The sequence below is a fragment of the Halomonas halmophila genome (assembly GCF_006540005.1).
Classification (GTDB): Bacteria; Pseudomonadota; Gammaproteobacteria; order Pseudomonadales; family Halomonadaceae; genus Halomonas; species Halomonas halmophila.
In genome coordinates, this window is sequence record NZ_BJOC01000024.1 from 29,067 (window position 1) to 53,630 (window position 24,564).

Sequence of the window (24,564 nt, forward strand, 5' to 3'; positions counted from 1 at the left end):
TGCCCTCAATGTCGAATGTGACGGGGCGCTTCGCCAGACGACGATAGGCTAAGGAGAGTGCCAGGGGGATGTCATACTCCCCCGCAATATCAGCCGCATGTTAAGGTCAGAAGCTGCCTTGTCAGTTTACTCGTCCCGATGGAGACCCCATGTCGAGCAAGATCTACTGCGTCGCCAGCTTCAAGCCCAAGCCCGGCCAGGAAGCCGCCGCCTTCGCCGCCCTGCAGGCGCTGGAACCGAACACCCATCGCGAGGACGGCTGCCTGCGCTACACCGTGACGCGGCGCATCGAGAGCCCCTTCGCCCAGGGCGACAGCTACCCCATCGTCTTCCACGAGACCTGGGCCAACCGCGAGGCCTTCGAGGCGCATTGCCAGCGCCGCGAGATCCAGGCGTTCTTCGAGGAACAGGTAGAGTCGCCGGAGGGCGTGATCGAGGACGCCAATGTCTGCGTCTACAGCGATGAGCCCGCCGAGTTCGATGCCCCCGCCCTGACATCCTGAGCGGTGCGGCATCAGGCATGACAACCCCGCGACAGGAGACAGACCGTGACGGTCATTCGAGTCGAGGATCTGTCCAAGGTCTATGACAGCGGCTTCCAGGCCCTGAAAGGCATCGACCTGGACATTCAGCGCGGCGAGATCTTCGCCCTGCTGGGCCCCAACGGGGCCGGCAAGACCACCCTGATCAGCGTGATCTGCGGCCTGGTCAATGCCAGCGGTGGCCGGGTGCTGGTGGACGGCCACGACAACGTGACCGACTACCGCGAGGCCCGCTCGCGCATCGGCCTGGTGCCCCAGGAGCTGACCGGCGAGGCCTTCTCCACGGTCTGGGACACGGTCAGTTTCAGTCGTGGCCTGTTCGGCAAGCCCGCCTCGCCGCTGCACATCGAGAAGACGCTGCGCTCGCTGAGCCTCTGGGAAAAGCGCCGCAATAAGCTGATGACGCTGTCCGGAGGCATGAAACGCCGGGTGCTGATCGCCAAGGCTCTGGCCCATGAGCCGCAGATCCTCTTCCTCGACGAGCCCACCGCCGGCGTCGACGTCGAGCTGCGCCGCGACATGTGGGAGGTGGTGCGCCAGCTCCGCGAGAATGGCGTGACCATCATCCTCACCACCCACTACATCGAGGAAGCCGAGGAAATGGCCGACCGTATCGGCGTGATTCGCGCCGGTGAGCTGGTGCTGGTGGAGGAAAAGCGCGAGCTGATGCGCAAGCTGGGCAGCAAGGCCCTGACCCTGCATCTCTGCGAGCCGCTGTCACGCATCCCCGAGGCCCTGGCCGACCATGACCTGACGCTTGCCGAAGACGGCCATGCCCTGGTGTATACCTACGATGCCTCGCGTCAGGGTGACCCGGAGGGCGACCCGGCGGCCATCGCCGAACTGCTGGCGGCTCTGCAGGCCGCCGGCATCCACTTCAAGGACCTGCACACCCGGCAGAGCTCCCTGGAGGAAATCTTCGTCAGCCTGGTGCAGGAGAGCGCATGAACTTCCGATCCGTGAAGACCCTCTACGCCGCCGAGATGGCTCGCAGCCTGCGCACGGTACTGCAGAGCATCGTCTCGCCGGTCATCTCCACCTCGCTTTATTTCGTGGTCTTCGGCGCGGCCATCGGCACCCGCATCAGCGAGGTGGACGGCGTCAGCTACGGCGCCTTCATCGTGCCCGGGCTGATCATGCTGATGCTGCTCACCCAGAGCGTGTCCAATGCCTCCTTCGGCATCTTCTTCCCGCGCTTCACCGGCACCATCTACGAGATCCTCTCGGCGCCGGTGTCCTACTTCGAGGTGGTGCTCGGCTATGTCGGCGCGGCGGCCACCAAGTCGATCGTGCTGGGGCTGATCGTGCTGATCACCGCCCGCCTCTTCGTGCCCTTCGAGATCGCGCATCCCTTGATGATGCTGCTGTTCCTGGTGCTGACCTCGCTGACCTTCAGCCTGCTGGGCTTCATCATCGGCATCTGGGCCGACGGCTTCGAAAAGCTGCAACTGGTGCCGCTGCTGGTCATCACGCCACTGACTTTCCTGGGCGGAACCTTCTATTCCATCGACATGCTGCCGCCCGCCTGGCAGATCGTGACCCTGGCCAACCCGGTGGTCTATCTGGTCAGCGGCTTTCGCTGGAGCTTCTACGGCATGGGCGACGTCAGCATCTGGGCCAGCCTGGGCATGATCGCCCTCTTCCTGGCCCTCTCGCTGGCCGTGGTCAACTGGATCTTTCGTAGCGGCTACGGCCTCAAGCCGTAAGCGCCCCACGATGACGCGGCCGGGCCTGTCTGCATCATTCGGGGCAGCCCCGGCCGGGGATGATGCGGTATCATCGCCGGCCGTCATCCGCGAGCCGCGAGGTCTTCATGCCCATCCTGCACAGCATCATTCACCGCATCGACACATCCGGCGAACAGGGCGCGCGCGTCGTGCCGGCGGAAGGCGAGCTTGCGGCCTCCGCGACCCTCGATGACCTGCTCGCCGAACTCAACACCGCCTATCACGCCAAGGCCAAGGACTGGGGACAGTTCAGCGACGACACCTCATCCCGCCTGCCCGGCGCCCTGGCCAACTTCCTCGACGGTGAGCTGGACTTCACCACCCTGACCCGCGAGCTGGCCAGCGCCATCGCCCCGCTGATCGATGCCCACCTGCCGCTGGGCGGCCATCTGCTGATCATCGATCATCACAAGGGCGAGTCCCGCTACCTGCTCATGGCCCTGCTGCACCAGCGCGACGGCTTCGGCATCGGCGATCATCTCGACATCGTGCCCAGCCCGCAGCTGAACCTGGCGCAGATGACGCTGGGCGCCAGGATCGACATCTCCCAGTGGCGTCAGGGCAACGCCTCGCACCCGTATCTCTCCTACACCCGGGATCGCGGCGGCCGCAAGCTCGCCGATGCCTTCGCCGAGGTGCTCGGCGCCAGCCAGCCGGTGGACACACCCCAGGAAACCCGCACCCTGCTCAAGGCCTTCAGCGATTACGTGGAAAGTGCTGACATGCCCGAGGAAACCAGCCGCGAGAAGACCGACGCCCTGATCGGCTACGCCAGCGAACAGGCCAGCCGCGGCGAGCCCATGACCCTGGACGAACTCTCGGAAGTCGTCGACGAACAGCAACCCAAGGCCTTCTACGACCACATCCGCAACAGCGACTACGGCCTGTCACCGGAAATCCCCCCGGACAAGCGCACCCTCAAGGCCTTCAAACGCTTCACCGGCCGCGCCGCCGGCGTCTCCATCAGCTTCGACTCCCACCTGCTCGGCGCCGCCGTGGAGTACGACGAGGAAAACGACCGGCTGATCATCAAGCAGGTACCCCAGGGACTGCGCAAGCAGTTGAAGAAGGGGGAGTAGGATGAGCCGTAAGCCGTAAGCCGTAAGTCAAGGGCAAGAAGGAAGAGGGAAGAGGGAAGAGGGAAGAGGGAAGAGGGAAGAGGGAAGATGCCAGGGTTTGTGGTGTCAAGGGTTTTCTTCCAGGCGCGAAGCGCCGTTCTTCCTTCTTCAAGCGGCGCCAGCCGCGTTCTTACCTCTTCAAGGCGCGTAGCGCCGTTCTTCCAGCTTCAAGCTCACTCCCCTAGCGTTGACTGAGCGCCAGCTTCACCCCCAACCCCACAAACACCCCGCCCAGGCCTTTTTCCAGCCAGCGGCCGAGTCGCTTCTGGCTCTGCATGGCGCGGGCGATGCGGGCGCCAAGCAACACCAGCGGCGGTTCGATGGCGGCGGCGACGGCAATAATCAGGGCGCCGTGGAAGGCGAGCTGCAGCGCGGCCGGGCCGGCTCCCGGCACCACGAACTGGGGCAGGAAGGCCAGGAAGAAGATGGCCACCTTGGGGTTGAGTGCCGAGACCAGGATGCCCTGGCGGTAGATGGCGCCGGCTTTCGGTGTGCTGGCCACGCTGACGTCGGGCGCATCGCCGCTGTCGCGGCTCAACAGGATCTGCAGCCCCAGCCAGATCAGGTAGGCGGCCCCCACCCACTTGACCAGCGAGAAGGCCAGCGCCGAGGTGGCGAGTATCGCCGACAGGCCCAGCGCCGCCATGGCCACATGCAATGCCGCCCCGCTCCACACACCGAACATGGCCGCCACGCCACCACGTCGCCCATGCCGCGCCGTCTGGCCGAGAATGAAGGCCATGTCCGGTCCCGGCGACAGGTTCAACAGGACCGCGGTCGAGAGAAAGGCCATCCAGTGGGCAAGGGAATAGGTCAGCATGGCGCTCGAGCTCCGGTGGTGATCAGACAAGCTGCACGTACCTCGAGCTTGCCTGCCCGGCCAGGTCCGGGCAAGTGGTGTTGCACCCGCGAAGGCCAGGGCCAGCCGCCCCACTCTGCGCCCCACAAGGATGCATCCGGGCCTGTTGACGCCTCCGCATGGTGCAGTACAACATGAAAAAGCGGCGATCCAGTTACTGAATCACCGCTTCGGAATTTTCCAACTTATTGTTTTTGTTGATTCATTTCTATCCTGGCATGCTTTTCGGATAGTAAAAGGTGTGAGCTGGCGTGCTCCTCTTGTCCCCTTCGGGGGACATTTTTTTATGGGTGGCCGGAAAACCGGCGACCGAATTCGCTGTCGTTGTTGGTGTTCATGAAACGCCATATCGGCGACATCAACAATCATACCTTGGTGGCAATTTTCACCCTGCCGCCCTTCCCTGCCTTTCCACTCCACCCGGGATCAGGCTGTATTGCCCTGCGTGTCTGGCCCGGGGAAGATTGTCGCCGCTCGCTACTATCCGTACACTCGTTTGAATTTCGCTCCTTCTTCCTGCGAGGCAATTCATGGCGTTCGACAGCAGCGCGACCTATGTCGCCACCGAGTCCCTGAAACAGGCGGTCAACGCCGCGGTCACCCTGCAGCGCCCGCTGCTGATCAAGGGCGAGCCCGGCACCGGCAAGACATTGCTGGCCGAGGAACTGGCGGCTTCCCTGGACACCCAGCTGATCACCTGGCATATCAAGTCGACCACCAAGGCCGCCCAGGGCCTCTACGAATACGATGCCGTCAGCCGGCTGCGCGACTCGCAGCTGGGCATCGAGGGCGTCGAGAACGTGGCCAACTACCTGCACCCCGGCAAGCTGTGGGAGGCCTTCACCAGCGACCAGCGCGTGGTGCTGCTGATCGACGAGATCGACAAGGCGGATATCGAGTTCCCCAACGACCTGCTGCAGGAACTCGACCGCATGGAGTTCCACGTCTACGAGACCGGCGAGACCATCCGGGCCCGGCACCGCCCGGTGGTGGTGATCACCTCCAACAACGAGAAGGAACTGCCCGACGCCTTCCTGCGCCGCTGTTTCTTCCACTACATCGACTTTCCCGACAGGGCGACCATGCAGTCCATCGTCGATGTGCACTTCCCGGACATCGCCCCCCAGCTGGTCAGCCGCGCCCTGGAAGTCTTCTTCGAGCTGCGCGAGGCGCCGGGGCTAAAGAAGAAGCCCTCGACCTCGGAGCTGGTCGACTGGCTGAAGCTGCTGATGGCCGATGAGCTGGCCCAGGAGACCCTGCACCAGCGCGACCCCGCCAGTGCCCTGCCACCCATGGCCGGGGCCCTGGTCAAGAACGAGCAGGACACCCAGTTGCTCGAGCGTCTGGCCTTCATGATGCGTCGGCAGAGGCGCTGAGCGCCATGTTCATCGGCCTGTTCGAATCCCTGCGGCACTTCGAGGTGCCGGTATCGCTGCGCGAACTGCTCGACCTCAATGCGGCGCTCGAGCACGACGTCGTGTTCGCCGACCTCGATGCCTTCTATCATCTCGCGCGCACCGTGATGATCAAGGACGAGCGACATTTCGACCGTTTCGATCGCGCCTTCGCCGCCTGGCTGGAAGGCGTGCAGGCGCAGGATGCCTCAATCGACGCCCTGATCCCGGATGACTGGCTGCGCCGCGAGTTCGAGAAACAGCTCAGCGAGGCAGAGAAGGCACAGGTCGAGTCGCTGGGCGGTCTGGATGCCCTGCTCGAGACCTTCAAGCAGCGCCTCGAGGAGCAGAAGGAGCACCATGCCGGCGGCAACAAGTGGATCGGCACCGGCGGCACCAGCCCCTTCGGTGCCCATGGTTACCATCCCGAGGGGATCCGCATCGGCCAGGACGGCTCCCGCCACCGCCGCGCCGCCAAGGTCTGGGACGAGCGCCGCTACCGCGACTATGACGCCGACCGCGAGCTCGGCACCCGCAACATCAAGATGGCGCTAAGGCGGCTGCGGCGCTTTGCCCGCCAGGGAGCGGCGGAAGAGTTCGATGTCGACACCACGATTCGCGATACCGCGCGCAACGGCGGGCTGCTCAGCGTGCGCATGCGCCCCGAGCGCCGCAATGCCGTGAAAGTGCTGCTGTTCCTCGATGTGGGCGGCTCCATGGATGACCACATCCGTGACTGCGAGGCGCTGTTCTCCGCCGCCCGCGCCGAGTTCAAGCACCTCGAGCACTTCTATTTCCACAACTGCCTGTATGAAGGCGTATGGCGCTCCAATGACGCCTGGCAGTCGCGCCATCACCAGGCACGCCTGCCCACCCGGGAGCTGCTCAACACCTATGGCGCCGACTATCAGGTGATCGTGGTCGGCGATGCCGCCATGTCGCCCTTCGAGATTACTCATCCCTGGGGCAGCGTCGAACACATGAACGACGAGCCCGGCGCCGTCTGGCTGCAGCGCCTGACCCACGCCTTCCCCAGACTGGTGTGGCTGAACCCCATGCCGCGTCGTCACTGGGAGTACACGCACTCCACCCGGTTGATCCGCGAGTTGATCGAGGACCGCATGTATCCGATGACGCTGGCGGGGCTGGAGGACGCCATGACGGAGCTCACCAGATGAATCAGCGCTTCCCGGCCTGGCCGTCACACCGCCCGATAGCCATTTTGGGCTATATCGATAAAGAATAGCCTTTAATGGCTATAATTCGATGGTATAGCTTATTTGGGCTATAATGTGAGCCACATTCCCGTGGATGCCTGATCATGACGCAAGCCATTGCGGTGCTGACCGGCGATATCATCGACTCTCGCGGCCTGGATGACAGCCAGGCCCTGTTCGCGGTGCTGGACGAGACCCTCGAGCGCCTGGCCCGGACCCATGACGGCCGCTTCGAGCGCTTCCGCGGCGATGGCTTTCAACTGGCCCTACCCGAGCCCGCCGCGGCCCTGGAAGCCGCCGTGATGCTGCGCGCCGGACTGATCCGCCAGGGTCACGACCAACGCTGGGATGCGCGCATCGCCATCGCCGTGGGCGAGGATGACTGGCAGCCCGAGGCGCCCCTGGCGGCCGCCGATGGGCCCGTCTTCGTGGCATCGGGACAGGGGCTCGACGGGATGGCGGAGGACACCCACCTCAGCCTGACGCGCCCGGATGCCGAGCCCGACCCGGGCCTCGACCTGCTGTTGCGCTATGTCGATGAGCTGATCGAGGGCTGGACGACACACGCCGCCGAGATTTCCCACCTGCGACTGTGGCACGATGAATCCCAGCAGGCCCTGGCCAGGCGCCTGGGCATTCGCCAGCCCAGCGTGCACAAGCGGCTGCGTACCGCGCGCTGGGCGCTGCTCGGCGATACACTGGCCTACTTCCGCGAACGACTGGCCATGGAGGGCTCGACCCGATGACCACCGCACCCCTGCTCGGCTTGCTGCTGGCGCATCTGCTGGGCGACTTCCTGCTGCAGCCGAAACACTGGGTCGAATCCCGCCAGCAGGACGGCATCCGCTCCACGGCCCTCTATCTGCATGCCGGCCTGCACGGTCTGCTGATGCTGCCGGTACTGGGCCTGGCGGGGGCCGGCGTGGGCTTCGCCATCTTGGCGGCGCTGGTGGTGGCCATCACTCACTGGCTGATCGACCTGGGCAAGGCGCAACTGGCAGCGGACAAGCTGCGCTGGTTCCTGCTCGACCAGGCCCTGCACGTGCTGGTGCTGGTGGCCGTCTGGGCCGTCTGGCTGGACGACAGCGCCCCGCTGCAGGCCGCCGCGGCCTGGCTCACCCGCCCCGAGACCCTGGGCCTGCTACTGACCTATCTGATCGTCACGCGGCCGCTGTCGCTGGCCATCGCACTGGCCCTGCGGCCCTGGAGTCAGGATGTCAGTGACCAGGGCACCCTGGTGGCGGCCGGGGCGCGCATCGGCATGCTCGAACGGCTGCTGGTGCTGACCCTGGTGCTGCAGCACGAACTGATCGCCGTGGGCTTCCTGCTGACCGCCAAGTCGGTGCTGCGCTACGGCGACCTGCGCGAACGCAAGGAGCGCAAGCTCACCGAGTACGTGCTGCTGGGCACGCTGCTGAGCGTCTCCCTGACGCTGGTGATCGGCCTGCTGGCGCGCTCGCTGATCTGGGGCGGCTGACACATGCGGCGCGCCTGGCTGATGCATTCGGCACCCGCGCGGTTAACGCTGCTGCTGGCACTGACGGCCGGGCTGGCCGGCTGCCAGGGCGAGCTGCCCGCACATCAGCAAGCCCGCGACGGCTATCGGGTCGATCACCGCCATGCGTCCAGCGCCCACAACAGCCGCGTGCACTATCTGATCCTGCATTACACCGACGAGGATCAGGCCCGCTCCCTCGAGGTGCTTTCCGGTCCTCACGTCAGCAGCCATTACCTGCTGCCGGCCGAGCCCGATGAGCGACACGTCTTCCAGCTGGTCGAGGAGTCACGCCGCGCCTGGCATGCCGGCGTCAGCGCCTGGGGCGAGCGGCGTCACCTGAATGACACCTCACTGGGCATCGAGATCGTCAACCAGGGCCCGGCGCTGACCGCTCCCGAGCTGCTGAAGCGGCTGGACGCCCCGACCCCGCCGGACCTGCGCTGGGCGCCGTATTCCGCGGCCCAGGTCGAGACGCTGATCGCGCTGCTGCGCGATTTGATCGAACGCCACGACATCGAGCCCGTCAATGTGCTGGCCCACTCCGATGTGGCGCCCAAGCGCAAGATCGACCCCGGCCCGGCCTTTCCCTGGCAGCGCCTGCACGACGCCGGCATCGGCGCCTGGCCGGATGACGAGGCCGTGGCGCGCTACACCCGACGCTTCAGGCAGTCGCCGCCGGATCTGGCGACCCTGCAATCGGCACTGGCCGCATGGGGGTATGCGGTGACGCCGAGCGGCCAGCTCGATGAGCGCACCCGCGCCGTGCTGCGGGCCTTCCAGATGCACTTTCGCCCCGCCGACTATCGCGGCTATCCGGATGTCGACACGGCCGCCCGGCTCTGGGCTCTGCTGGAAGGCTACCGGCCCGACGCGCTGGAGGCTCTGCAGCAGCCGAGTGCGGCAGGCCAGGAGACGGACTGACGCCTCAAGCCCGCGGGTAGTGAATCACGTCATGAAAACGGGCCGGCGCCTCCCCGGCATTGCGATAGGCATGCGGCTGGTCCGCCGCAAAGCGCCGCCCTTCCCCGGCCTCCAGACGCTGCCACTGATCCCCCAGTCTGAGCTCCAGCTGTCCCTCGATGACCACCAGGTGCTCGACCACCCCGGGGGCGTGAGGATCCGACTCGCTGACCGCCCCCGGCGCCAGGCTGACCACCAGCCACTCGAAATGATGCTCGGGATCGTAGGCGAACAGCGGCGCCACCTGCATGCCGGCCTCATCCGTCATGCGCACCGCCTCACTGCCCGCCGCCAGCGTCTCGCCCGTCACCGGCTCGGCCAGCCCCGCCTCGGCGCCCAGCAGACGCGACAACGACACCCGAAAGCCACTCGCCAGCTTCCACAGCGTCGCCACCGTCGGGCTCGACTCACCCCGCTCGATCTGCCCCAGCATCGCCTTGCTGACCCCGGTCTCCCGCGAGGTACGATCCAGGCTCCAACCCTGCTGCTGACGCAACAACCGCAACGTCGCCGCAATATGCCGACCAATATCTTCCATCGCTTCTATCCCCTCGCAACGCCCTTTCTTCCCTCTTCCCTCTTCCCTCTTCCCTCTTCCCGTTTGTGCGCCATAACGCACGATGCTATCTTGCCCGCCTGCGTCACTTGTGCGCTATAACGTCCATGATCCCCGGGAGCCCGTCACATGTCCAGCCAGACTCCATCCCGCGCGCGCCACCTGCTCGGCGATACCACGCTGTCCACCATCACGGCAGGCTTCATCGCGGTGTTGATCGGCTATACCAGCTCGGCGGTGATCATCTTCCAGGCAGCCGAGGCGGCGGGCGCCACCCAGGCACAGATCGGCTCCTGGATGTGGGCGCTGGGCATCGGCTCCGGGCTGACCACCATCGTTTTTTCCTGGCGCTATCGCATGCCGCTGTTGACCGCCTGGTCGACACCGGGCGCCGCCCTGCTGGCCACCAGCCTGCCCGGCGTGCCCATGAGCGATGCCATCGGCGCCTTCATGTTCTCGGCACTGCTGATCACACTGTGCGGCGTCACCGGGCTCTTCGAGCGCGTCATGCACCGCCTGCCGCGCGCCCTGGCCTCGGCCCTGCTGGCGGGAGTGCTGCTGCGCTTCGGGCTGGACCTGTTCCTCGCCATGGAGCAGCAACTGAGCCTGCCGCTGGCCATGTGCGGCGCCTATCTGGCAGGCAAGCGTTTCTGGCCGCGCTACGCCATCCCGGGCGTGCTGCTGGTCGGCGTGGTGATGGCGATGTTCATGGGCAGCCTGCACCTGGGCGACGTCACCCCGGCGCTGGCGCGTCCGGACGCCATCCTGCCGAGCCTGTCCTGGCAGGCGCTGATCGGCGTCGGCGTGCCGTTGTTCGTGGTCACCATGGCCTCCCAGAATCTGCCGGGTATCGCCGCCATCCGCGCCGCCGGCTATGCGCCACCCATCTCGCCGCTGATCAGTGGCACCGGCCTGACCACCCTGCTGCTGGCACCCTTCGGCGGCTTTGCGCTGAACCTGGCGGCCATCAGTGCCGCCGTCTGCCAGGGCCCGGAGGCGCATGCCGAGCCACAGCGTCGCTATGCCGCGGGCATCGCCGCCGGTGTCTTCTACCTGATTCTGGGACTGTTCGGCGCCACCGTGACCTCGCTGTTCGCCGCCTTCCCGGCCGAACTGGTGATGGCCGTGGCCGGGCTCGCGCTGCTGCCGACCCTGGGCGCCGGCCTGGCGGATGCACTGGGCAGCAGCGAGCATCGCGACGCCGCCCTGGTCACCTTCCTGATCACCGCCTCCGGCATCAGCCCCGGCGGCATCGGGGCCGCCTTCTGGGGACTCGTCGGCGGGCTGGTTAGCCTCTGGGTGTTGCAACAGCGCCACTGAGTGATCGCAGCGCGCTCGCCGGATGGGCAGCCACGTCACAGCCTGATAGGCTCATGGCCAGCCCCGGGCCAGGCCCGGGGCCCGACATCCCGCCGCGATGCCGAGGAGACAAGCCATGCCGCAACCCCGACTGACGACCTGCCAGGGCGCCGAGATCACCCCCTACCTGGAAGGGCTCGCCGACCTGCGCATTCGCGTGTTCCGCGACTACCCCTATCTCTACGACGGTGATCCGGCCTATGAGGCCGAGTATCTCAAGCGCTATGCCGAGAACCCGCGCAGCCTCTTCGTGCTGGCGCTGGATGGCGAGCGGCTGGTCGGCGCCTCCACGGCCCAGCCGCTGAGCGATGAGGTCGAGGAATTCCGCGCGCCCTTCGAGGCCCAGGGCTACCGGGTCGCCGATGTCTTCTATTACGGCGAGTCGGTGCTGCTGCCCGAGTATCGCGGACACGGCCTCGGGCATGCCTTCATGGATGCCCGCGAGCAGCACGCCGAGGCCGCCGGCTATGCCTGGGTGGCCTTCTGTGCCGTGGAGCGCCCGGCGGATCATCCCCTCAAGCCGGCAGACTACCGCCCGCTGCATGACTTCTGGCAGGGGCGCGGCTACCAGCGACACCCCGAACTGGCTACCAGCTTTGCCTGGAAGGACGTCGGACACACCGAGGAGACCGACAAGCCCATGGTGTTCTGGCTCAATCGCATCGACAACATTCGGGAGGCGTCAGCATGACGCGTCACTCGCTACGGGTCGCCACCGCCCAGTACCCCATCGAGGCCTTCGATGACATTGAGTCCTTTCGTCACAAGGCCGCACGCTGGGTGCGTGACGCCGCCAGCCGGGGCGCCGAACTGCTGGTATTTCCGGAGTACGGCGGCATGGAACTGACCTCATTGCTGCCCGAGGCCGAACGCGACGATATCCGGGCTCAGCGCCACGGCCTGCAGGCCTGGCGGGAGGTCTTCCACGAGACCTGGCGGGAGCTGGCCATGACGCATGGCGTGACCCTGCTGGCGCCCTCACTGCCCTGGGCCATCGGTGACGATCACTTCGTCAATCGCGCCTGGCTGTTCACCCCGGATGGCCGCTTCGACCATCAGGACAAACAACTGATGACGCGCTTCGAGCGGGGGGACTGGGGCATCTCGCCGGGTGACGGCCTGCGCGTCTTCGACACCCCGGCGGGTAAACTGGGCGTACTGATCTGCTACGACAGCGAGTTTCCGCTGCTGGCCCGGGCGCTGATCGACGCCGGTGCCGAACTGCTGCTGGTACCCAGCTGCACCGACACCCAGGCCGGCTATCAGCGCGTGCGCCTGAGCTCCCAGGCCCGCGCCATCGAGCAGCAGGTAGCGGTGGTTCATTCGCCGACCATCGGCGAGGCCCTGTGGTCGCCGGCGGTGGACATCAATATCGGCCATGCCGCCGTCTACACGCCCTGCGATCACGGCTTCCCGCCGGACGGCATCCTGGTGCAGAGCGCCGACGCCACGCCGGGCTGGCAGTTCGCCACCCTCGACCTGACCACCATCGCCGCACTGCGCGACACCGGCCAGGTCGACAACCATGCCGACTGGCTGCGTCAGGCCCAGCGGCTTGCCGATGGCATCGAGGTACGCCAGCTGGTCTAGGCATCCCGGCTCCTTTTGCCGCCATCCTCGCCAGGTCGTACAATGCCGCTTTAGGCACTTCTGATAGCCACAAACCAACAAGCTCTCACGGACCCCTCATGCGCGCCAGTCAACTGTTGATCGCCACTCTGAAGGAAACCCCCGCCGACGCCGATATCGTCAGTCATCAGTTGATGCTGCGCGCGGGAATGATTCGTCGCCTCAACGCCGGCCTCTATACCTGGCTGCCGCTGGGTCTGCGTACTCTGCGCAAGGTCGAGAACATCGTCCGCGAGGAGATGAATCGTGCCCATGCCCAGGAAGTGCTGATGCCGGCCATTCAGCCGGCCGAGCTGTGGCAGGAATCCGGCCGCTGGGATCAGTACGGCAACCTGCTGCTGCGCATCCGCGACCGGCACGACCGCGACTTCTGCTATGGCCCGACCCACGAGGAAGTCATCACCGACCTGGTGCGCAACGAGATCCGCTCCTACAAGCAGGTGCCCTCGAACTTCTACCAGATCCAGACCAAGTTCCGCGACGAGACGCGCCCGCGCTTCGGCGTGATGCGCGCCCGCGAGTTCATCATGAAGGACGCTTACTCCTTCGATGTCGACCAGGCCGGCCTGCAGCGTTCCTACGACGCCATGTACGACGCCTATGTGCGCATCTTCACGAGGCTGGGGCTGGACTTCCGTGCCGTGGAAGCCGACAACGGCGACATCGGAGGCAGCGGCTCCCACGAATTCCAGGTGCTGGCCGAGTCCGGCGAAGACGCCGTGATCTTCTCCACCGAGTCCGACTACGCCGCCAACATCGAGAAGGCCGAGGCCCTGCCGGCGCCCCTGGGCGAGACGCCCGAGCGCCCTGCCCCGCAGGAAAGCCTGGAGCTGGTCGACACGCCAGATGTGAAGACCATCGCGGCGCTGGTCGAGAAGCACAACCTGCCCATCGAGAAGACCATCAAGACGCTGATGGTCAAGGGCAGCGAAGGTGGCCTCGTCGCCCTGCTGGTGCGCGGCGACCACGAGCTCAACGAGGTCAAGGCCGAGAACCTGCCCGAGGTGGCCGCACCACTGACCATGGGCACCGAGGAAGAAATCCGCGCCGCCGTGGGCGCCGGCCCCGGCTCGCTGGGCCCGGTCAACCTCGACATGCCGCTGGTCATCGACCGCAGCGTGGCGCTGATGAGCGACTTCGGCGCCGGCGCCAACATCGAGGACAAGCACTACTTCGGCATCAACTGGGAGCGTGACGTCGCCCTGCCCAAGGTCGCCGACCTGCGCAACGTCGTCGAAGGCGACCCCTCGCCGGACGGCAAGGGCACCCTGGCCATCGCCCGCGGCATCGAGGTCGGCCACGTCTTCCAGCTGGGCACCAAGTACTCCACGGCGATGAACGCCACCGTGCTGGACGAAAACGGCAAGACAGTGCCGCTGCTGATGGGTTGCTACGGCATCGGCGTAACCCGCGTGGTCGCCGCCGCCATCGAGCAGAACCACGACGACGCCGGCATCATCTGGCCCGACGCCATCGCCCCCTACAACGTCGCCCTGGTGCCGATGAACGCCCACAAGTCGCAGCGCGTGCGCGACGAGAGCGAACGCCTCTACCAGGCCTTCAGCGACGCCGGTATCGACGTGCTGCTCGACGACCGCGACCTGCGCCCCGGCGTGCGCTTCGCCGACCAGGAACTGATGGGCATCCCCCATCGCATCGTCATCGGCGACCGCAGCCTCGACAACGGCGAGCTGGAATACAAGGGCCGGCGCGACAGCGAAGCCACCATGATCCCGATCGACGACATCGTCAGCGTGCTGAAAGACAAGATCGCCAGTTGATCCGATAGCGACGCTTCACCGCGTCAGACGTAAAGAACCCGCCGACCTCGAGCACACACTCGAGACCGGCGGGTTCTTTCCTGAATGACAAAGCCCAACTGCATTACCCAGGGATTTGTTGACTCTCACTGCGTTGGGGTTCAAAAGTGTTCCTTCAGGACACCTTCAAGCTGCTCAATGTCATTTGCCGATAGGTTCATGCTTTCCATATCTTCATTTCTCCTTTGAGCACAGCAGAAGATACAGCCGACACAAGCCACTTGTTAGAATGCATAAAACGTTCACGTCTCAGGCGCCATTGCCTAATGGTTTTCAATACGCCCCTTCAATCGCATAACACCACCCTTAGCTGGAGTAACGACTGTGTTCGCCTCCATAGAATAAAAATCCAGCACATGAACGATAGTACTTCCAATGTGCTCCTGCCAAGAGAGCAGCACTAGATTGTCACGGATTTTAACTGCCTCGTATTCGACGGTATCTGAAAAACCGACATTGTCGCCCGACACGATTTCAACCGTTAGCTCATGCTCTGAATGGACCGTAATCCGCGGTGTAAAAGGCTGAAAATTGATCTCCATCACTTGGCCAGCATCAAGTGGCGATGTGGCTTTCGTGGCCATTTTATCCCCCTGGTTCTGAAAACAACGATTTAAGAAGCAGCTTGCAGTGGCGTCCGGTGGACGGCCGACAGGCCGGGAATGAATTCAAGCGGATTATTAAGCATTGATCTGGCGAAAGAATCCAGCCTCATCCCGGACACCTACTCGGTTTCCATCAGGATCGCTTATGTTGATCGTCCTGCCCCAAGCGCTTTCTTTGATGGCAGCCTCGATGCCCCATGCTCTAATTCTTGCCAAGGCTTCCTCCAGATCATCGACGTTGAAACGCAGTTTGAAGCTTCCCTCTACAGGTGACTTGACGCCGTCCTTTGCTTTACCTCCTTGCTCAACCATCAAGTAGCCATCACCATACTCAAGGCAGGTTAGCCTAAAACCATCCTCGTTTTTTTCGAACAGCTGACGCAAGCCAAAGAGGTCTCGATAGAACGCCACACACTCCTCGAAATTTTCCGTATTCAGAATTATGCCGTAGCGGGCTATATTCGCGTGCATGAACTTTCCTTATGCTTAACGCAGGCCATAATGTGCCGAATGAGACGAGGTTCGACGCACGGAACACGCGAACTTAATGGTCTGGTTAAACCTCGTCACGACAAAACCTTACGCATGAGTGCATTTGGGACGACTACTCCTCGCAACTCAGGTGCCCGTCGCTCAATGATACAGAAACCGAATTTTTCAAAGAAAGGCTGTGCCGTCAGGCTCACGTCGGATGTCAGTTCTGTTAAGCCAAGCGAGATTGCTTCACTGTGAAGAGACAACATCAATAACGTTCCAACTCCCTGACTTGAGTGCAACCCCGAAACGAAAAAGTGGTCAATATAGCCCGAAGGCTGCACATCAGCATAGCCAACAATCGTTTCGCCGATCTCGGCGACAAATGGCTTGATGTCACGCATTTTTCGTGCCCAAAGTTCCTGATCCAAGCTTCCCGGCGCCCAAGCATTAATCTGTGCAGGTGTGTAGTCGCGGCTTGCAACAAGATGAATCGCCGAGTGAAAAACTTCGAAAAGCTCACGCTCTTCACCAGTACGAAAACGACGGATATGCACTGTTTCTCCTATAGGGCATAACGCTATGGATGAGATGCGTGGGAAAGCACACGGTGCTTTACAAAATCGCCCTCGATCCTATCCGTTAGGTATGATGTGATCGAAGCTGAATCTGTCCCCCCTCACGCCGTTCAACCTGCCCTCACACCGGGCCCATGACAGATCGGCAGCTCCCGGTCGCCGACAAATCGGGGGAGTCTATCCACGACATCGAACCATGGGATCCGTTCTTCGTAGAAATCATGCTGTGTCGGCACGAAGTCTTCGGGTCGGTCGAACGTGCTGATGTGCAGGTCGATAATATTCGTGTCCTGGAAGCGATTCGAGGGCGCCTCCCACGTCAACGATGTGCCGCAATCACCACAAAAGGCACGTCGAACACCGAGGGAAGATTCGTAGAACTTCCTTTTACCCTTCGTGAACTTGACCTGCTCCTCGACGAATATCACCAACGTGGCCACCGGTGCACCCGTGTGCCGTCGACAGCTGGAGCAATGGCAATGTACGACGAGCTTGGGCTCGCCCTCGGCCTCGTATCGGATTGCCCCACACATGCACCCACCCTTGTGTACTGAAGGTTTTTGCACTCTCGGTCCCCCTTACGTAGCAAGTTTCGCGACTCGACCCTCACGTGTTTGTCGCCTAACAAGGCTGTAGAAAACTCTAGCCTCCTTTTCCAGTGACACTCTTACGTAAAGTTTAGGTGTGTTGTTTTCGATGATGGACGCTCCATATCTTAAGCATAGGTGCTATTTTTAGTTAGTTTATCGATCATTTTCAGTCGAATCACGGCCTGCGACGTTTTTCTACAGCCTCAACGCCAGCAGCAGGGGCGCGACGTCAGGAGCGTCCCTTGCCTGCATTTGTTAGATTCAATCATTCGTGACCTTCCTGGCGAATTTACGAATAAGGTGCTTATCGTTAACATCAGCAAATAACCGTTTTATTGCCTCATCATCAGGCTCGGAAAATTTCATGAATTTCTTTCCATAAACGCCATACTGACAATCCTTTTGTTTATTCTCTAGATCTCGTAGTATTAAACGCACTTTCTCACACGCCTCAACATATCTGAGTGCAATCCCAGGCAAGTCGCGGGTCTTTATGTTAGATATGATATACCTGTGTATCACGCGATTTCTTAACTTATACAACGAATTCAGCTCTTTGTGGTCATTGTCTTTAATGACATTATATTTAAGAGCATCATCGTATATTTTTCGCTCCATCAAGCCTCGTTCATCTTCTGCTTGAAAAAGATATTTTATTGGGACCTCGTCCGTCTGATTCTTCAGTTGGATGGCGATGACTATGCTCAACCTTAGAAATGCATCAATCTGATTGGCAGAAACGGCAATCACTTCCACAAATGAATCTGATTCTATCGCGTTATCCAGAAGGTCGTATGATGCAGCCAACGCCCCTTGGAATCGATCAAACTTTTCCATATCAGAGGCGAGCTTTCGGTCTCCAGGAGGGACAATAACCACAGATTTTAAAATTTTATCAACTAAGCGGAGTTCTTCATTTATTTGTTCATCGTTATCAAGACTTGCATCATGGATATATTTACCGATTAAAGCCTGATCTGCTGAAGCCCCATAAAACATGTGAACACAGAACTCTGAATCATCCATCCTGGAAGGTCGCCATCTAAGTTCTGGCACACCATTCGGATACTCATCTGCAAGTTTTGGTGCTATTTCCTCTAGTGGATAACAGCTAATCTGAAAACACCCGTTAGCGTTTTCATAGGGCTGAAAGCTGTATGGGGACTTTTCCTCTTCGCCTTCCACAACAGGGTTGAGGTATTGCCACTCTGTTGGAATTTGAATCAGGAATATCCCGTTGGGCTCTGTCCAATGCTTCATTCAGCATTCCTGCGAAATATCTAACGCCGCCAGCACGCGCGGCTACGGAATGGAGGCGAAGCCGCAATGCAGTAGACGTCGCCGTGACTTGCCTTGTTAGGCAACCTACGCGGAAGGCCAGACATTTTTAACGTCCATCTTTACTCTGACTTGATGCTCAAAATCCATAATTTTTCTGGCACAATCAACCTGCCCCCACCAACGATCAATAACATAGTGGTTGATAGGATCACGATAATGATAGAGATTGCTACCTATCTTCTGGTCAGAGTTGGCTGGAGATAAAACACAAGGAAGGCCAAGCGCATAAATGACACTTTCGGGCAGAGTCATAGACTGGCCTTCAATATCTATCATAAACTGCTGAATTCCATCAGATACTTTAACTTCGATTCCATAACCATCTGGTAGCTCATCCCCATGGGCTAGGCTACATCTAAATTTCTCATAAACGATATCCTCGAACTTTATGCCTATACTCCCTTTATTGTTTGGAAAGGGAAAAACTGTCTCCTCAAGGTTAAGACCGCCATGCATGAGTTCAATAACATCAAGATGGTCAGAAATAAACTTTCTAAATCGCTCTCCCACCTTGTTGATATCTGGGTACAGCTTTTTTGCTGTGCCATCGACTGCCAAGCATGCAAACAGCATTGCCTGCTCAAGCTCTCTACGATCACTGGCAACCAAAGATGATTTTATATGTGCACGGATCTTCATATTTGCCTAACGCCTTGCTCAGCGGAAAATTGCGAGCGCAGCGAGTAATTTTTTCCGAGTGGAGCAACTTTTTAGAAGTGCTATCCTCCAACGGCTTCTCTTAAAACGCGGTATATTTTTACACCATACGCTCCAGGAATCGTGACACAAATTCCGTAAACGATCGCGACCAGCCCAACTATCCACGGGCTTTCCGCTAGCAGAACCAACGGCACTAAACCCACAAGACCCAATCCAGTTCCCACTACTGACGCTTGGGGCTGAGGAACCCCAAATATTTGCGGCTTTGGAATCCGGAATTTAACTTTGACCCCTTTGAGAGTCGCAGCCAACCAAATGTGTGGCATCGACTCGGAATTTGCTGCATTTAGATAGCTAATCTTAACCACCTGCCCTCGATTGAAGACCGGAATCAGGTACTCTCTCTGGCCACCATGTATTTTTATCTGATTCTCGGTGGCACGCTCGCCATCCGCTACGCGTAACTGGTTCCTATAATGTTCCGTCCATTCGATGATATTCGGCGTGTCGAGAATTTGCGTTGATTCCGTTAAGAGTGTCGTGTCATCTGTATAGGTTCGGATGACCACGTTCTCGTAATCGTTAAGGCTTTCGTTTTTTAGTTCTATGGTTGATAGATATAAATGGTCGACCGAATTTCCATTCCATGTAACCGAGACATTCCCAAAGATCTCGTCTTCTGCGGACATCCCCACCTTATTGTGGTTCACGAAGTAGCTAAACACACCTCTCTTATTCAATACTCTCTGCGTCAGCCACGCGGTACCCACGCCTGCTAAGCCACCAAAGATGATCGAAAGGTATTCGCTCTTGATGATTTCAAGTATTTCCATAATAGCCTTCTAACGCCCGCAGCACGCGTGACTTTGTAGTGAAGGCGTAGCCGTAACGGAAAAGCCGTCGCTGTGCCTGCGATTGTTAAATGTGAAGCGAGTCATAAATTGCTTTAGCCATTTCATAGTCTATCTCGTGCTTTCCGTGCGGAGTCGCTTTTACGAAGCTTCCAATTTCCTGAGGAGAAAACGAAAAGTCCCTAGGAATCTTCAGTTTTCTTTTGGCCGCTCCATCTGATGAATTGCATTGATCACATATTGTTGTCATTGGAAACCTTCCTTGACTACTCATGTATGGCGCTGAATGATCATGGTGTTTATGAAGAGGCGCAACCCAGCCCCAAAAAGCATTGGGGCTATTCGGAAATCTCTTAGCCCATCGCATAATCTCGTACTTGCTTCTTTTACATGAAGGGCAAAACCAGCCATCTCCAACCTCTCGCCAAAGATTCTTATAGTGAAGGCCATCATGGCTTCGAAATTCTTCAAATGTTGGAACTTTAATCTTCATAGACATTTAACGCCAGTGGTAATGGGCGCCAACGGAGCGCAGCGTAGTTGGCGTCCCGTTGACCACATGGTTAGCTGTACTCTGCAAACATTTCTCGTAGCATGGCTTTTGTTGAGACATCTTGGTCTATTTCCAAGTCATCCAAGACTTTCCGAAACGTGACCAACTCGACGCCCTTACCGGCAACCAGAGGGGCATCCTCTGGCAGAAAAAAGTAAACGGAATCAATATCACGTGCATGCCTCAAAAGTCGGAATTGTTTGTCCGAAAGGTCTGCAGCGTGTTTGCTATAGGTAACTTGACCAATAACCCTTTTCCCATCCCTATCGATGCCAAAAATATCGATATCCATTAGCCCTCTGCCAATGGGCAAAACGAGCCGCTCCAATTGCCCGGAACTGCGCAGCCATTCGTAGCAAAGAACCTCAAGTTGGCTTGGGTGTAACGAATTTGCCTTGCGCGGCAGTGATCGTCCTTCCACAGCCGCTAATAGCGCCCCTTCCGCACTGGGCCATCCCGTTAATGTTGCCTGTCTCGGCTGGACACCAACTAGCAATGGGTAATCGGCGTAAGGAACTTCAACTGCATTACTCAGGGCAGCCACTTTGTAAATAAATGACTCGCCAGAGCTGGGATCATGGAATTCTTCAGAGAATATCTGAGCACCTTGCTCCAGGAACCCAACGAGCATTTTAGACCCATCTAGACGTCTATAATCAGCGCCGACAATAGCGCCGTCGTTACAGTACCCCCATAATCTTTCGAGTGCGTTTCGGCCCGCAGGATAGTAGTCAGCGGGGTTGGTGGAAAAGTCATCGTCATAATGCAACGCAATCAGCCGCCTCTCCCACAATTGGCGCAGAACGTGGGGAGTAGATGAACAGTTATGTCGAATGAAAACTGACTGCACAAATTTTCCTTTTTCAGCTAACAGGTATTAGATAGCGCGCTCGTTTATTCACTTGAACGATCGCACACGTTCAATATTCTTATTTGAATTAAATAACTATATGATTTCAAAAGACAACGGTTTCATTCGTGCAGCCTAAACCGGATTCGCGTGCTTGCGCGTTTTACTTTTCACAATAACACTGTATATACATCCATATATCACATGGGTATGGCTATGCACGGCATAGTCGCCAAAGCTGATGGATCAGGTAAAGGCGACCATATAAGTTAGGCGATACAGTCCTCGCGCTGTGAAGACGTATGCTCTGAACACGTTTCTTCTTACGCTTCCACGGGGTGCGTCACCCTGCTGGCATGGGAAGGCCTGAGGTCCAAGCTTTCCTGGAGCACCTGACGATTCAGCGAAAGCTAGCTGCGGCTACTCGGCACCAGGCGCTGAATGCCTTGGCCTTTCTTTATCACTATAAATTGGGCAGCGAGTTCGGGAGTGTTCGCAGTCTTCTGGGCTGGGTCACTTGAGGTTTCAGGCACGCTACCGCCATCTACCTGCATGTGGGGAAAGCGCCCTGCTTTCTGTGCGGTAGTCCCTTGCGTCATGGTGTTGTCATTTATCCGGCACTCTTCGGTGCCTTCGATTTCAAGACTAATCATCCCGGCTTTTGACTGTAAAGCGTCGTACCAAAAAATGGCGGCATGCGTTGGTGCATGCCGCCTGTTTACTGAGCGTGAGTTGGCCGCCGAATCTTAGACCATCTTCTTGTCTTCGACTTCTTCCGGCGTGGTGCCGGAGGGCAGCGGGTGGCCCTTGGCGAGTTCGGCGCGGGTGGCGTCGCGGATGTCGAGGAGCGTGACCCCGTAGGTGAGCGAGTGGCCGGCCAGCGGGTGGTTGGTGTCGATGCGCACACTGTCGGGGCGGGCTTCGAGCACGGTGACGATTTCCGGGCCGTCGTCGCCGGGTGTCTGGAAGCGCATGCCGGCCTGGAGGTCGTTGTTGGGGAAGGCGTCGCGGCTGACTTCGCGCACCAGGCTTTCGTCACGCACGCCGTAGGCCTGCTCGGGGGCCAGGGTCACGCTGAGCTCCTCGCCCTGCGCCTTGTCGAGCATGGCTTCTTCGAGCCCGGCCATGATGTTGCCGTGGCCGTGCAGGTATTCCAGCGGCTTGTCGCGGGCCCGGGAGTCGTCCAGCGTCTGGCCCTGGGCGTCGCTGAGTACATAGTGAAAGGTTACGACTCGTTGCGGCGCGACAAGCATGGTTTTCTCCTCGGAGTATCTGGTTCGGTATCGGTCAGTCGCATCGACGTAGCTGGCTGACGGGCATTTCCAGGTGCTGCTGCTTGTGCAGCATGCCGAGCAGCACGATGGCGCGGTCTTCGCCCTTGTGGGTCTCGAACACGGCCTGGAGGTCCTTGAAGGGGCCGGAGGTGATCTCGACGGCTTCGCCGGCCCGGAAGTAGACGTTGGCGGAGCTGTCGTCCTGGGGGCCGGCGTTGGCGCGCAGGGCTTCCACCAGGTCGTCGTGTACCGGCACCGGTGATTGCAGGCCGAAGGTGACGATCTTCAGCACGCCCCGGGTGGAGCGGATGGGCCGCCAGTTGCTGGCCAGCTTGTCCAGCCGGATGAAGAGGTAGTTGGGGAAGAGTGGCTCGACGACCCAGGTGAGTTTGCCGCGGCGCTTTTTCTGGACTTCCAGCACCGGGTGGAACAGCTCGTAGCCCTGGTTGTCGAGGTGTTCCACGGCACGAAAGGATTCACCGCCCTTGCACTGAATCACATACCAGCGCGGCACGGCATCGTCTTCCTCGCTCGAGCATGGGCTGTGGTCTGTCATGTCGCTCCTGGTCGTTGCGGCTGGTATCACCTGCGGTGCTCTGCAACAATCGGGCACGCACCTGGTGGGGGATCCTTCCTGCCCCCGGGATAGGTGCCTATTCTAACATTGTTGATCGGCCCCGCGAGGGTCGCTCAGGCACGCCGCAAGGAGAGCCCGCGCCATGCCGACACCTTCCGTCCACCGCAGCTGGTCCGATGCCTTGGCGATCTATCTCAGGGCGCCCGTGCTGACCATGCTGTTCCTGGGTTTTTCGGCCGGCTTGCCCTTTCTGCTGGTGTTTTCCACCCTCACCGCCTGGCTGCGCAGTGATGGTGTCGAGGTCGCCGCCATCGGCTTCTTCGCCTGGATCGGCATGCTGTATTCGATCAAGTTCTTCTGGGCGCCGGTGGTCGACCGGCTGGCCCTGCCCGGGCTGACCCGCTGGTTCGGCCAGCGACGAGGCTGGATGCTGTTGGCACAGGCGTTGATCGCCCTGGGCCTGGTGGGTCTGGCGCTCACCGATCCGGTGGGGCATCTCGCCCAGGTGGCGATCTTCTCGCTGTTGGTGGCCTTCGGCTCGGCGACCCAGGACATTGCCATCGACGCCTTTCGCATCGAGTCGGCCCCGGATGACATGCAGGCGGCCATGGCCTCGACCTATATCGTCGGCTATCGGGGCGGCTTGATCGCCGCCGGGGCCGGCGCCCTCTATGTGGCCTCGGCGGTGTCCTGGGAGGCGGCCTATCTGTGCATGGCGGCGCTGGTGCTGGTCGGCACCCTCACCGTGCTGATCCGCCCGGAGCCGGCGCGGCTCTCGCTGACCTCGCAGTTGATCCACGAGCCCCGGGTGCGCGCCTTCCTGCGCGCCACCCGCGGCAAGCCGGACTGGGTGAGGCGCCTGGGCGCCTGGGTCATTGGGGCCATCGTCTGCCCGTTTACCGACTTCTTCATGCGCTATCGGCGTCAGGCACTGTGGCTGCTGGTGTTCGTGGCGGTGTTCCGCATCAGCGATCTGGCCATGGCCTCCATGGCGAATCCGCTGTATATCGATCTGGGCTTTTCGCTGGATACCATCGCCAGCGTGACCAATATCTTCGGTATCGCCATGAGCATCCTCGGTGGCCTGCTCGGCGGGGTGCTGGTGGCGCGTTACGGCGTCGGCACCATGCTGGTCTTCGGTGCCACGGCCACGGCGCTGACCAACCTGCTGTTCGTGCTGCTGGCCTCCACCGGCGATAACCTGCCTATGCTGGTGGTCACCATCATCGGCGACAACCTGTCCAATGGTCTGGCCAGTGCGGTCTTTATCGCCTTCCTGTCGAGCCTGACCTCGCGGGCCTATACGGCGACCCAGTACGCGCTCTTTTCCTCGCTGATGACCCTGCCCGGCAAGTTCCTGAGCGGCTTCGGTGGTCTGGTGGTCGATTTTCAGGGCTACGCCAGCTTCTTCCTGGTGGCCTCGGCGCTGGGTGTGCCGGCCATTCTGCTGGCCATCTGGATTCGCCGTGGCAGCCTGCTCAAGGGCGCCGTCGCCCAGTAAGTCCTGGACTCCCGGTGCCCTGCACCGGGCC

Annotated in this window: 26 protein-coding genes and 1 pseudogene; 15 read left to right on the forward strand and 12 right to left on the reverse strand. The window is 60.6% G+C overall.

The genetic code is table 11. From position 1 onward, the window contains the following. The first annotated feature begins 149 nt into the window (after window positions 1-149). From HHA01_RS09695 to HHA01_RS09710, 4 genes are all read left to right on the forward strand, one after another. The gene (locus HHA01_RS09695; protein WP_141320157.1) at window positions 150-503 is read left to right on the forward strand and encodes a putative quinol monooxygenase; all 354 of its coding nucleotides are present in this window, start codon (window positions 150-152) and stop codon (window positions 501-503) included. Between the two features lie 45 nt (window positions 504-548). Then, complete coding sequence (locus HHA01_RS09700; protein WP_141320159.1) at window positions 549-1,490, forward strand: ABC transporter ATP-binding protein; 942 nt, start codon at window positions 549-551, stop codon at window positions 1,488-1,490. Continuing rightward, window positions 1,487-2,248: an ABC transporter permease gene (locus HHA01_RS09705; protein ID WP_141320161.1), complete on the forward strand. Its 762-nt coding sequence runs from the start codon at window positions 1,487-1,489 to the stop codon at window positions 2,246-2,248. Before HHA01_RS09700 ends, HHA01_RS09705 begins: the two co-directional genes overlap by 4 nt. A 107-nt stretch (window positions 2,249-2,355) precedes the next feature. Beyond that, window positions 2,356-3,348 carry a nucleoid-associated protein gene (locus HHA01_RS09710; protein WP_141320163.1) on the forward strand — a complete coding sequence of 331 codons (993 nt, stop codon included), beginning with the start codon at window positions 2,356-2,358 and terminating at the stop codon, window positions 3,346-3,348. Window positions 3,349-3,568: 220 nt separating this feature from the next. Here the strand turns inward: HHA01_RS09710 and HHA01_RS09715 are convergent, their stop codons facing one another. Beyond that, window positions 3,569-4,207 (reverse strand): LysE family translocator, encoded by a 639-nt coding sequence (locus HHA01_RS09715; RefSeq protein WP_141320165.1) that lies wholly within the window; start codon window positions 4,205-4,207, stop codon window positions 3,569-3,571. 569 nt (window positions 4,208-4,776) lie between these two features. Between HHA01_RS09715 and HHA01_RS09720 the strand changes: the two genes are divergently transcribed. From HHA01_RS09720 to HHA01_RS09740, 5 genes are all read left to right on the forward strand, one after another. Then, entirely contained in the window at window positions 4,777-5,622 is an 846-nt protein-coding gene (locus HHA01_RS09720; protein WP_141320167.1) for an AAA family ATPase, read from the forward strand. A gap of 5 nt (window positions 5,623-5,627) precedes the next feature. Continuing rightward, complete coding sequence (locus tag HHA01_RS09725; RefSeq protein ID WP_141320169.1) at window positions 5,628-6,818, forward strand: vWA domain-containing protein; 1,191 nt, start codon at window positions 5,628-5,630, stop codon at window positions 6,816-6,818. 143 nt (window positions 6,819-6,961) lie between these two features. Beyond that, complete coding sequence (locus tag HHA01_RS09730) at window positions 6,962-7,603, forward strand: hypothetical protein (protein ID WP_141320171.1); 642 nt, start codon at window positions 6,962-6,964, stop codon at window positions 7,601-7,603. Beyond that, complete coding sequence (locus HHA01_RS09735) at window positions 7,600-8,334, forward strand: DUF3307 domain-containing protein (protein WP_141320173.1); 735 nt, start codon at window positions 7,600-7,602, stop codon at window positions 8,332-8,334. The genes HHA01_RS09730 and HHA01_RS09735 overlap by 4 nt, the downstream gene beginning before the upstream one ends. A gap of 3 nt (window positions 8,335-8,337) precedes the next feature. Further along, complete coding sequence (locus HHA01_RS09740) at window positions 8,338-9,276, forward strand: N-acetylmuramoyl-L-alanine amidase (protein WP_246053873.1); 939 nt, start codon at window positions 8,338-8,340, stop codon at window positions 9,274-9,276. Window positions 9,277-9,280: 4 nt separating this feature from the next. Here HHA01_RS09740 and HHA01_RS09745 read toward each other — a convergent pair whose 3' ends face one another. Continuing rightward, window positions 9,281-9,853, reverse strand: coding sequence for a helix-turn-helix domain-containing protein (locus tag HHA01_RS09745; RefSeq protein WP_141320175.1), 573 nt, complete (start codon window positions 9,851-9,853; stop codon window positions 9,281-9,283). A gap of 147 nt (window positions 9,854-10,000) precedes the next feature. Between HHA01_RS09745 and HHA01_RS09750 the strand changes: the two genes are divergently transcribed. The 4 genes from HHA01_RS09750 to HHA01_RS09765 all read left to right on the forward strand — a co-directional run bounded on the left by HHA01_RS09750 (window position 10,001) and on the right by HHA01_RS09765 (window position 14,640). Beyond that, complete coding sequence (locus HHA01_RS09750; protein ID WP_141320177.1) at window positions 10,001-11,191, forward strand: benzoate/H(+) symporter BenE family transporter; 1,191 nt, start codon at window positions 10,001-10,003, stop codon at window positions 11,189-11,191. Between the two features lie 115 nt (window positions 11,192-11,306). Then, a complete protein-coding gene (locus HHA01_RS09755; protein WP_141320179.1) occupies window positions 11,307-11,921 on the forward strand; it encodes a GNAT family N-acetyltransferase in 615 nt (204 codons plus the stop codon). Then, window positions 11,918-12,820, forward strand: a complete 903-nt coding sequence (locus HHA01_RS09760; RefSeq protein ID WP_141320181.1) for a carbon-nitrogen hydrolase family protein — start codon at window positions 11,918-11,920, stop codon at window positions 12,818-12,820. The genes HHA01_RS09755 and HHA01_RS09760 overlap by 4 nt, the downstream gene beginning before the upstream one ends. Before the next feature lie 98 nt (window positions 12,821-12,918). Then, window positions 12,919-14,640, forward strand: a complete 1,722-nt coding sequence (locus tag HHA01_RS09765; RefSeq protein ID WP_141320183.1) for a proline--tRNA ligase — start codon at window positions 12,919-12,921, stop codon at window positions 14,638-14,640. A 302-nt stretch (window positions 14,641-14,942) separates the two neighbouring features. Here the strand turns inward: HHA01_RS09765 and HHA01_RS09770 are convergent, their stop codons facing one another. The 8 genes from HHA01_RS09770 to HHA01_RS09810 all read right to left on the reverse strand — a co-directional run bounded on the left by HHA01_RS09770 (window position 14,943) and on the right by HHA01_RS09810 (window position 21,100). Then, window positions 14,943-15,263: a MoaF-related domain-containing protein gene (locus HHA01_RS09770; protein WP_141320185.1), complete on the reverse strand. Its 321-nt coding sequence runs from the start codon at window positions 15,261-15,263 to the stop codon at window positions 14,943-14,945. Between the two features lie 96 nt (window positions 15,264-15,359). Next, entirely contained in the window at window positions 15,360-15,755 is a 396-nt protein-coding gene (locus HHA01_RS09775) for a VOC family protein (RefSeq protein WP_141320187.1), read from the reverse strand. 95 nt (window positions 15,756-15,850) lie between these two features. Then, window positions 15,851-16,315, reverse strand: coding sequence for a GNAT family N-acetyltransferase (locus HHA01_RS09780; protein WP_141320189.1), 465 nt, complete (start codon window positions 16,313-16,315; stop codon window positions 15,851-15,853). Between the two features lie 131 nt (window positions 16,316-16,446). After that, a complete protein-coding gene (locus HHA01_RS15050) occupies window positions 16,447-16,902 on the reverse strand; it encodes a GFA family protein (RefSeq protein ID WP_170214863.1) in 456 nt (151 codons plus the stop codon). 285 nt (window positions 16,903-17,187) lie between these two features. Beyond that, complete coding sequence (locus tag HHA01_RS09790) at window positions 17,188-18,186, reverse strand: hypothetical protein (RefSeq protein WP_141320193.1); 999 nt, start codon at window positions 18,184-18,186, stop codon at window positions 17,188-17,190. Window positions 18,187-18,291: 105 nt separating this feature from the next. Beyond that, complete coding sequence (locus tag HHA01_RS09795) at window positions 18,292-18,906, reverse strand: Rv1289 family protein (RefSeq protein ID WP_141320195.1); 615 nt, start codon at window positions 18,904-18,906, stop codon at window positions 18,292-18,294. Between the two features lie 80 nt (window positions 18,907-18,986). Next, window positions 18,987-19,760, reverse strand: coding sequence for a hypothetical protein (locus HHA01_RS09800; RefSeq protein WP_141320197.1), 774 nt, complete (start codon window positions 19,758-19,760; stop codon window positions 18,987-18,989). Window positions 19,761-20,341: 581 nt separating this feature from the next. Beyond that, window positions 20,342-21,100: a hypothetical protein gene (locus HHA01_RS09810; protein ID WP_141320199.1), complete on the reverse strand. Its 759-nt coding sequence runs from the start codon at window positions 21,098-21,100 to the stop codon at window positions 20,342-20,344. A gap of 413 nt (window positions 21,101-21,513) precedes the next feature. On the opposite strand from HHA01_RS09810, the pseudogene HHA01_RS15055 reads away from it, so the two are divergent. Next, a pseudogene (locus tag HHA01_RS15055) lies at window positions 21,514-21,702 on the forward strand (phage integrase N-terminal SAM-like domain-containing protein); the annotation flags it as partial. Window positions 21,703-21,927: 225 nt separating this feature from the next. Here HHA01_RS15055 and HHA01_RS09820 read toward each other — a convergent pair. Together HHA01_RS09820 and rfaH are read right to left on the reverse strand one after the other, a co-directional pair. Beyond that, entirely contained in the window at window positions 21,928-22,434 is a 507-nt protein-coding gene (locus HHA01_RS09820; RefSeq protein ID WP_141320201.1) for an FKBP-type peptidyl-prolyl cis-trans isomerase, read from the reverse strand. Window positions 22,435-22,468: 34 nt separating this feature from the next. Beyond that, on the reverse strand, window positions 22,469-23,011 hold the full coding sequence (rfaH, locus tag HHA01_RS09825) for a transcription/translation regulatory transformer protein RfaH (protein ID WP_141320203.1): 543 nt from the start codon (window positions 23,009-23,011) through the stop codon (window positions 22,469-22,471). 163 nt (window positions 23,012-23,174) lie between these two features. Here rfaH and HHA01_RS09830 point away from each other — a divergent pair, with 163 nt between their 5' ends. Beyond that, complete coding sequence (locus HHA01_RS09830) at window positions 23,175-24,533, forward strand: AmpG family muropeptide MFS transporter (protein ID WP_141320205.1); 1,359 nt, start codon at window positions 23,175-23,177, stop codon at window positions 24,531-24,533. Window positions 24,534-24,564: the final 31 nt, after the last annotated feature.

What these genes read in the sequence shown, in the direction of transcription:
- HHA01_RS09750 (WP_141320177.1), top strand. Translation starts at nt 10,001, where the DNA reads ATGTCCAGCCAGACTCCATCCCGCGCGCGCCACCTGCTCGGCGATACC.
- HHA01_RS09725 (WP_141320169.1), top strand. Translation starts at nt 5,628, where the DNA reads ATGTTCATCGGCCTGTTCGAATCCCTGCGGCACTTCGAGGTGCCGGTA.
- HHA01_RS09745 (WP_141320175.1), bottom strand. Translation starts at nt 9,853, where the DNA reads ATGGAAGATATTGGTCGGCATATTGCGGCGACGTTGCGGTTGTTGCGT.
- HHA01_RS09720 (WP_141320167.1), top strand. Translation starts at nt 4,777, where the DNA reads ATGGCGTTCGACAGCAGCGCGACCTATGTCGCCACCGAGTCCCTGAAA.
- HHA01_RS09795 (WP_141320195.1), bottom strand. Translation starts at nt 18,906, where the DNA reads ATGAAGATCCGTGCACATATAAAATCATCTTTGGTTGCCAGTGATCGT.
- HHA01_RS09705 (WP_141320161.1), top strand. Translation starts at nt 1,487, where the DNA reads ATGAACTTCCGATCCGTGAAGACCCTCTACGCCGCCGAGATGGCTCGC.
- HHA01_RS09790 (WP_141320193.1), bottom strand. Translation starts at nt 18,186, where the DNA reads ATGAAGCATTGGACAGAGCCCAACGGGATATTCCTGATTCAAATTCCA.
- HHA01_RS09715 (WP_141320165.1), bottom strand. Translation starts at nt 4,207, where the DNA reads ATGCTGACCTATTCCCTTGCCCACTGGATGGCCTTTCTCTCGACCGCG.
- HHA01_RS09695 (WP_141320157.1), top strand. Translation starts at nt 150, where the DNA reads ATGTCGAGCAAGATCTACTGCGTCGCCAGCTTCAAGCCCAAGCCCGGC.
- rfaH (WP_141320203.1), bottom strand. Translation starts at nt 23,011, where the DNA reads ATGACAGACCACAGCCCATGCTCGAGCGAGGAAGACGATGCCGTGCCG.
- HHA01_RS09765 (WP_141320183.1), top strand. Translation starts at nt 12,919, where the DNA reads ATGCGCGCCAGTCAACTGTTGATCGCCACTCTGAAGGAAACCCCCGCC.
- HHA01_RS09710 (WP_141320163.1), top strand. Translation starts at nt 2,356, where the DNA reads ATGCCCATCCTGCACAGCATCATTCACCGCATCGACACATCCGGCGAA.
- HHA01_RS09760 (WP_141320181.1), top strand. Translation starts at nt 11,918, where the DNA reads ATGACGCGTCACTCGCTACGGGTCGCCACCGCCCAGTACCCCATCGAG.
- HHA01_RS09735 (WP_141320173.1), top strand. Translation starts at nt 7,600, where the DNA reads ATGACCACCGCACCCCTGCTCGGCTTGCTGCTGGCGCATCTGCTGGGC.
- HHA01_RS09730 (WP_141320171.1), top strand. Translation starts at nt 6,962, where the DNA reads ATGACGCAAGCCATTGCGGTGCTGACCGGCGATATCATCGACTCTCGC.
- HHA01_RS09770 (WP_141320185.1), bottom strand. Translation starts at nt 15,263, where the DNA reads ATGGCCACGAAAGCCACATCGCCACTTGATGCTGGCCAAGTGATGGAG.
- HHA01_RS09755 (WP_141320179.1), top strand. Translation starts at nt 11,307, where the DNA reads ATGCCGCAACCCCGACTGACGACCTGCCAGGGCGCCGAGATCACCCCC.
- HHA01_RS09800 (WP_141320197.1), bottom strand. Translation starts at nt 19,760, where the DNA reads ATGGAAATACTTGAAATCATCAAGAGCGAATACCTTTCGATCATCTTT.
- HHA01_RS09820 (WP_141320201.1), bottom strand. Translation starts at nt 22,434, where the DNA reads ATGCTTGTCGCGCCGCAACGAGTCGTAACCTTTCACTATGTACTCAGC.
- HHA01_RS09740 (WP_246053873.1), top strand. Translation starts at nt 8,338, where the DNA reads ATGCGGCGCGCCTGGCTGATGCATTCGGCACCCGCGCGGTTAACGCTG.
- HHA01_RS09830 (WP_141320205.1), top strand. Translation starts at nt 23,175, where the DNA reads ATGCCGACACCTTCCGTCCACCGCAGCTGGTCCGATGCCTTGGCGATC.
- HHA01_RS09775 (WP_141320187.1), bottom strand. Translation starts at nt 15,755, where the DNA reads ATGCACGCGAATATAGCCCGCTACGGCATAATTCTGAATACGGAAAAT.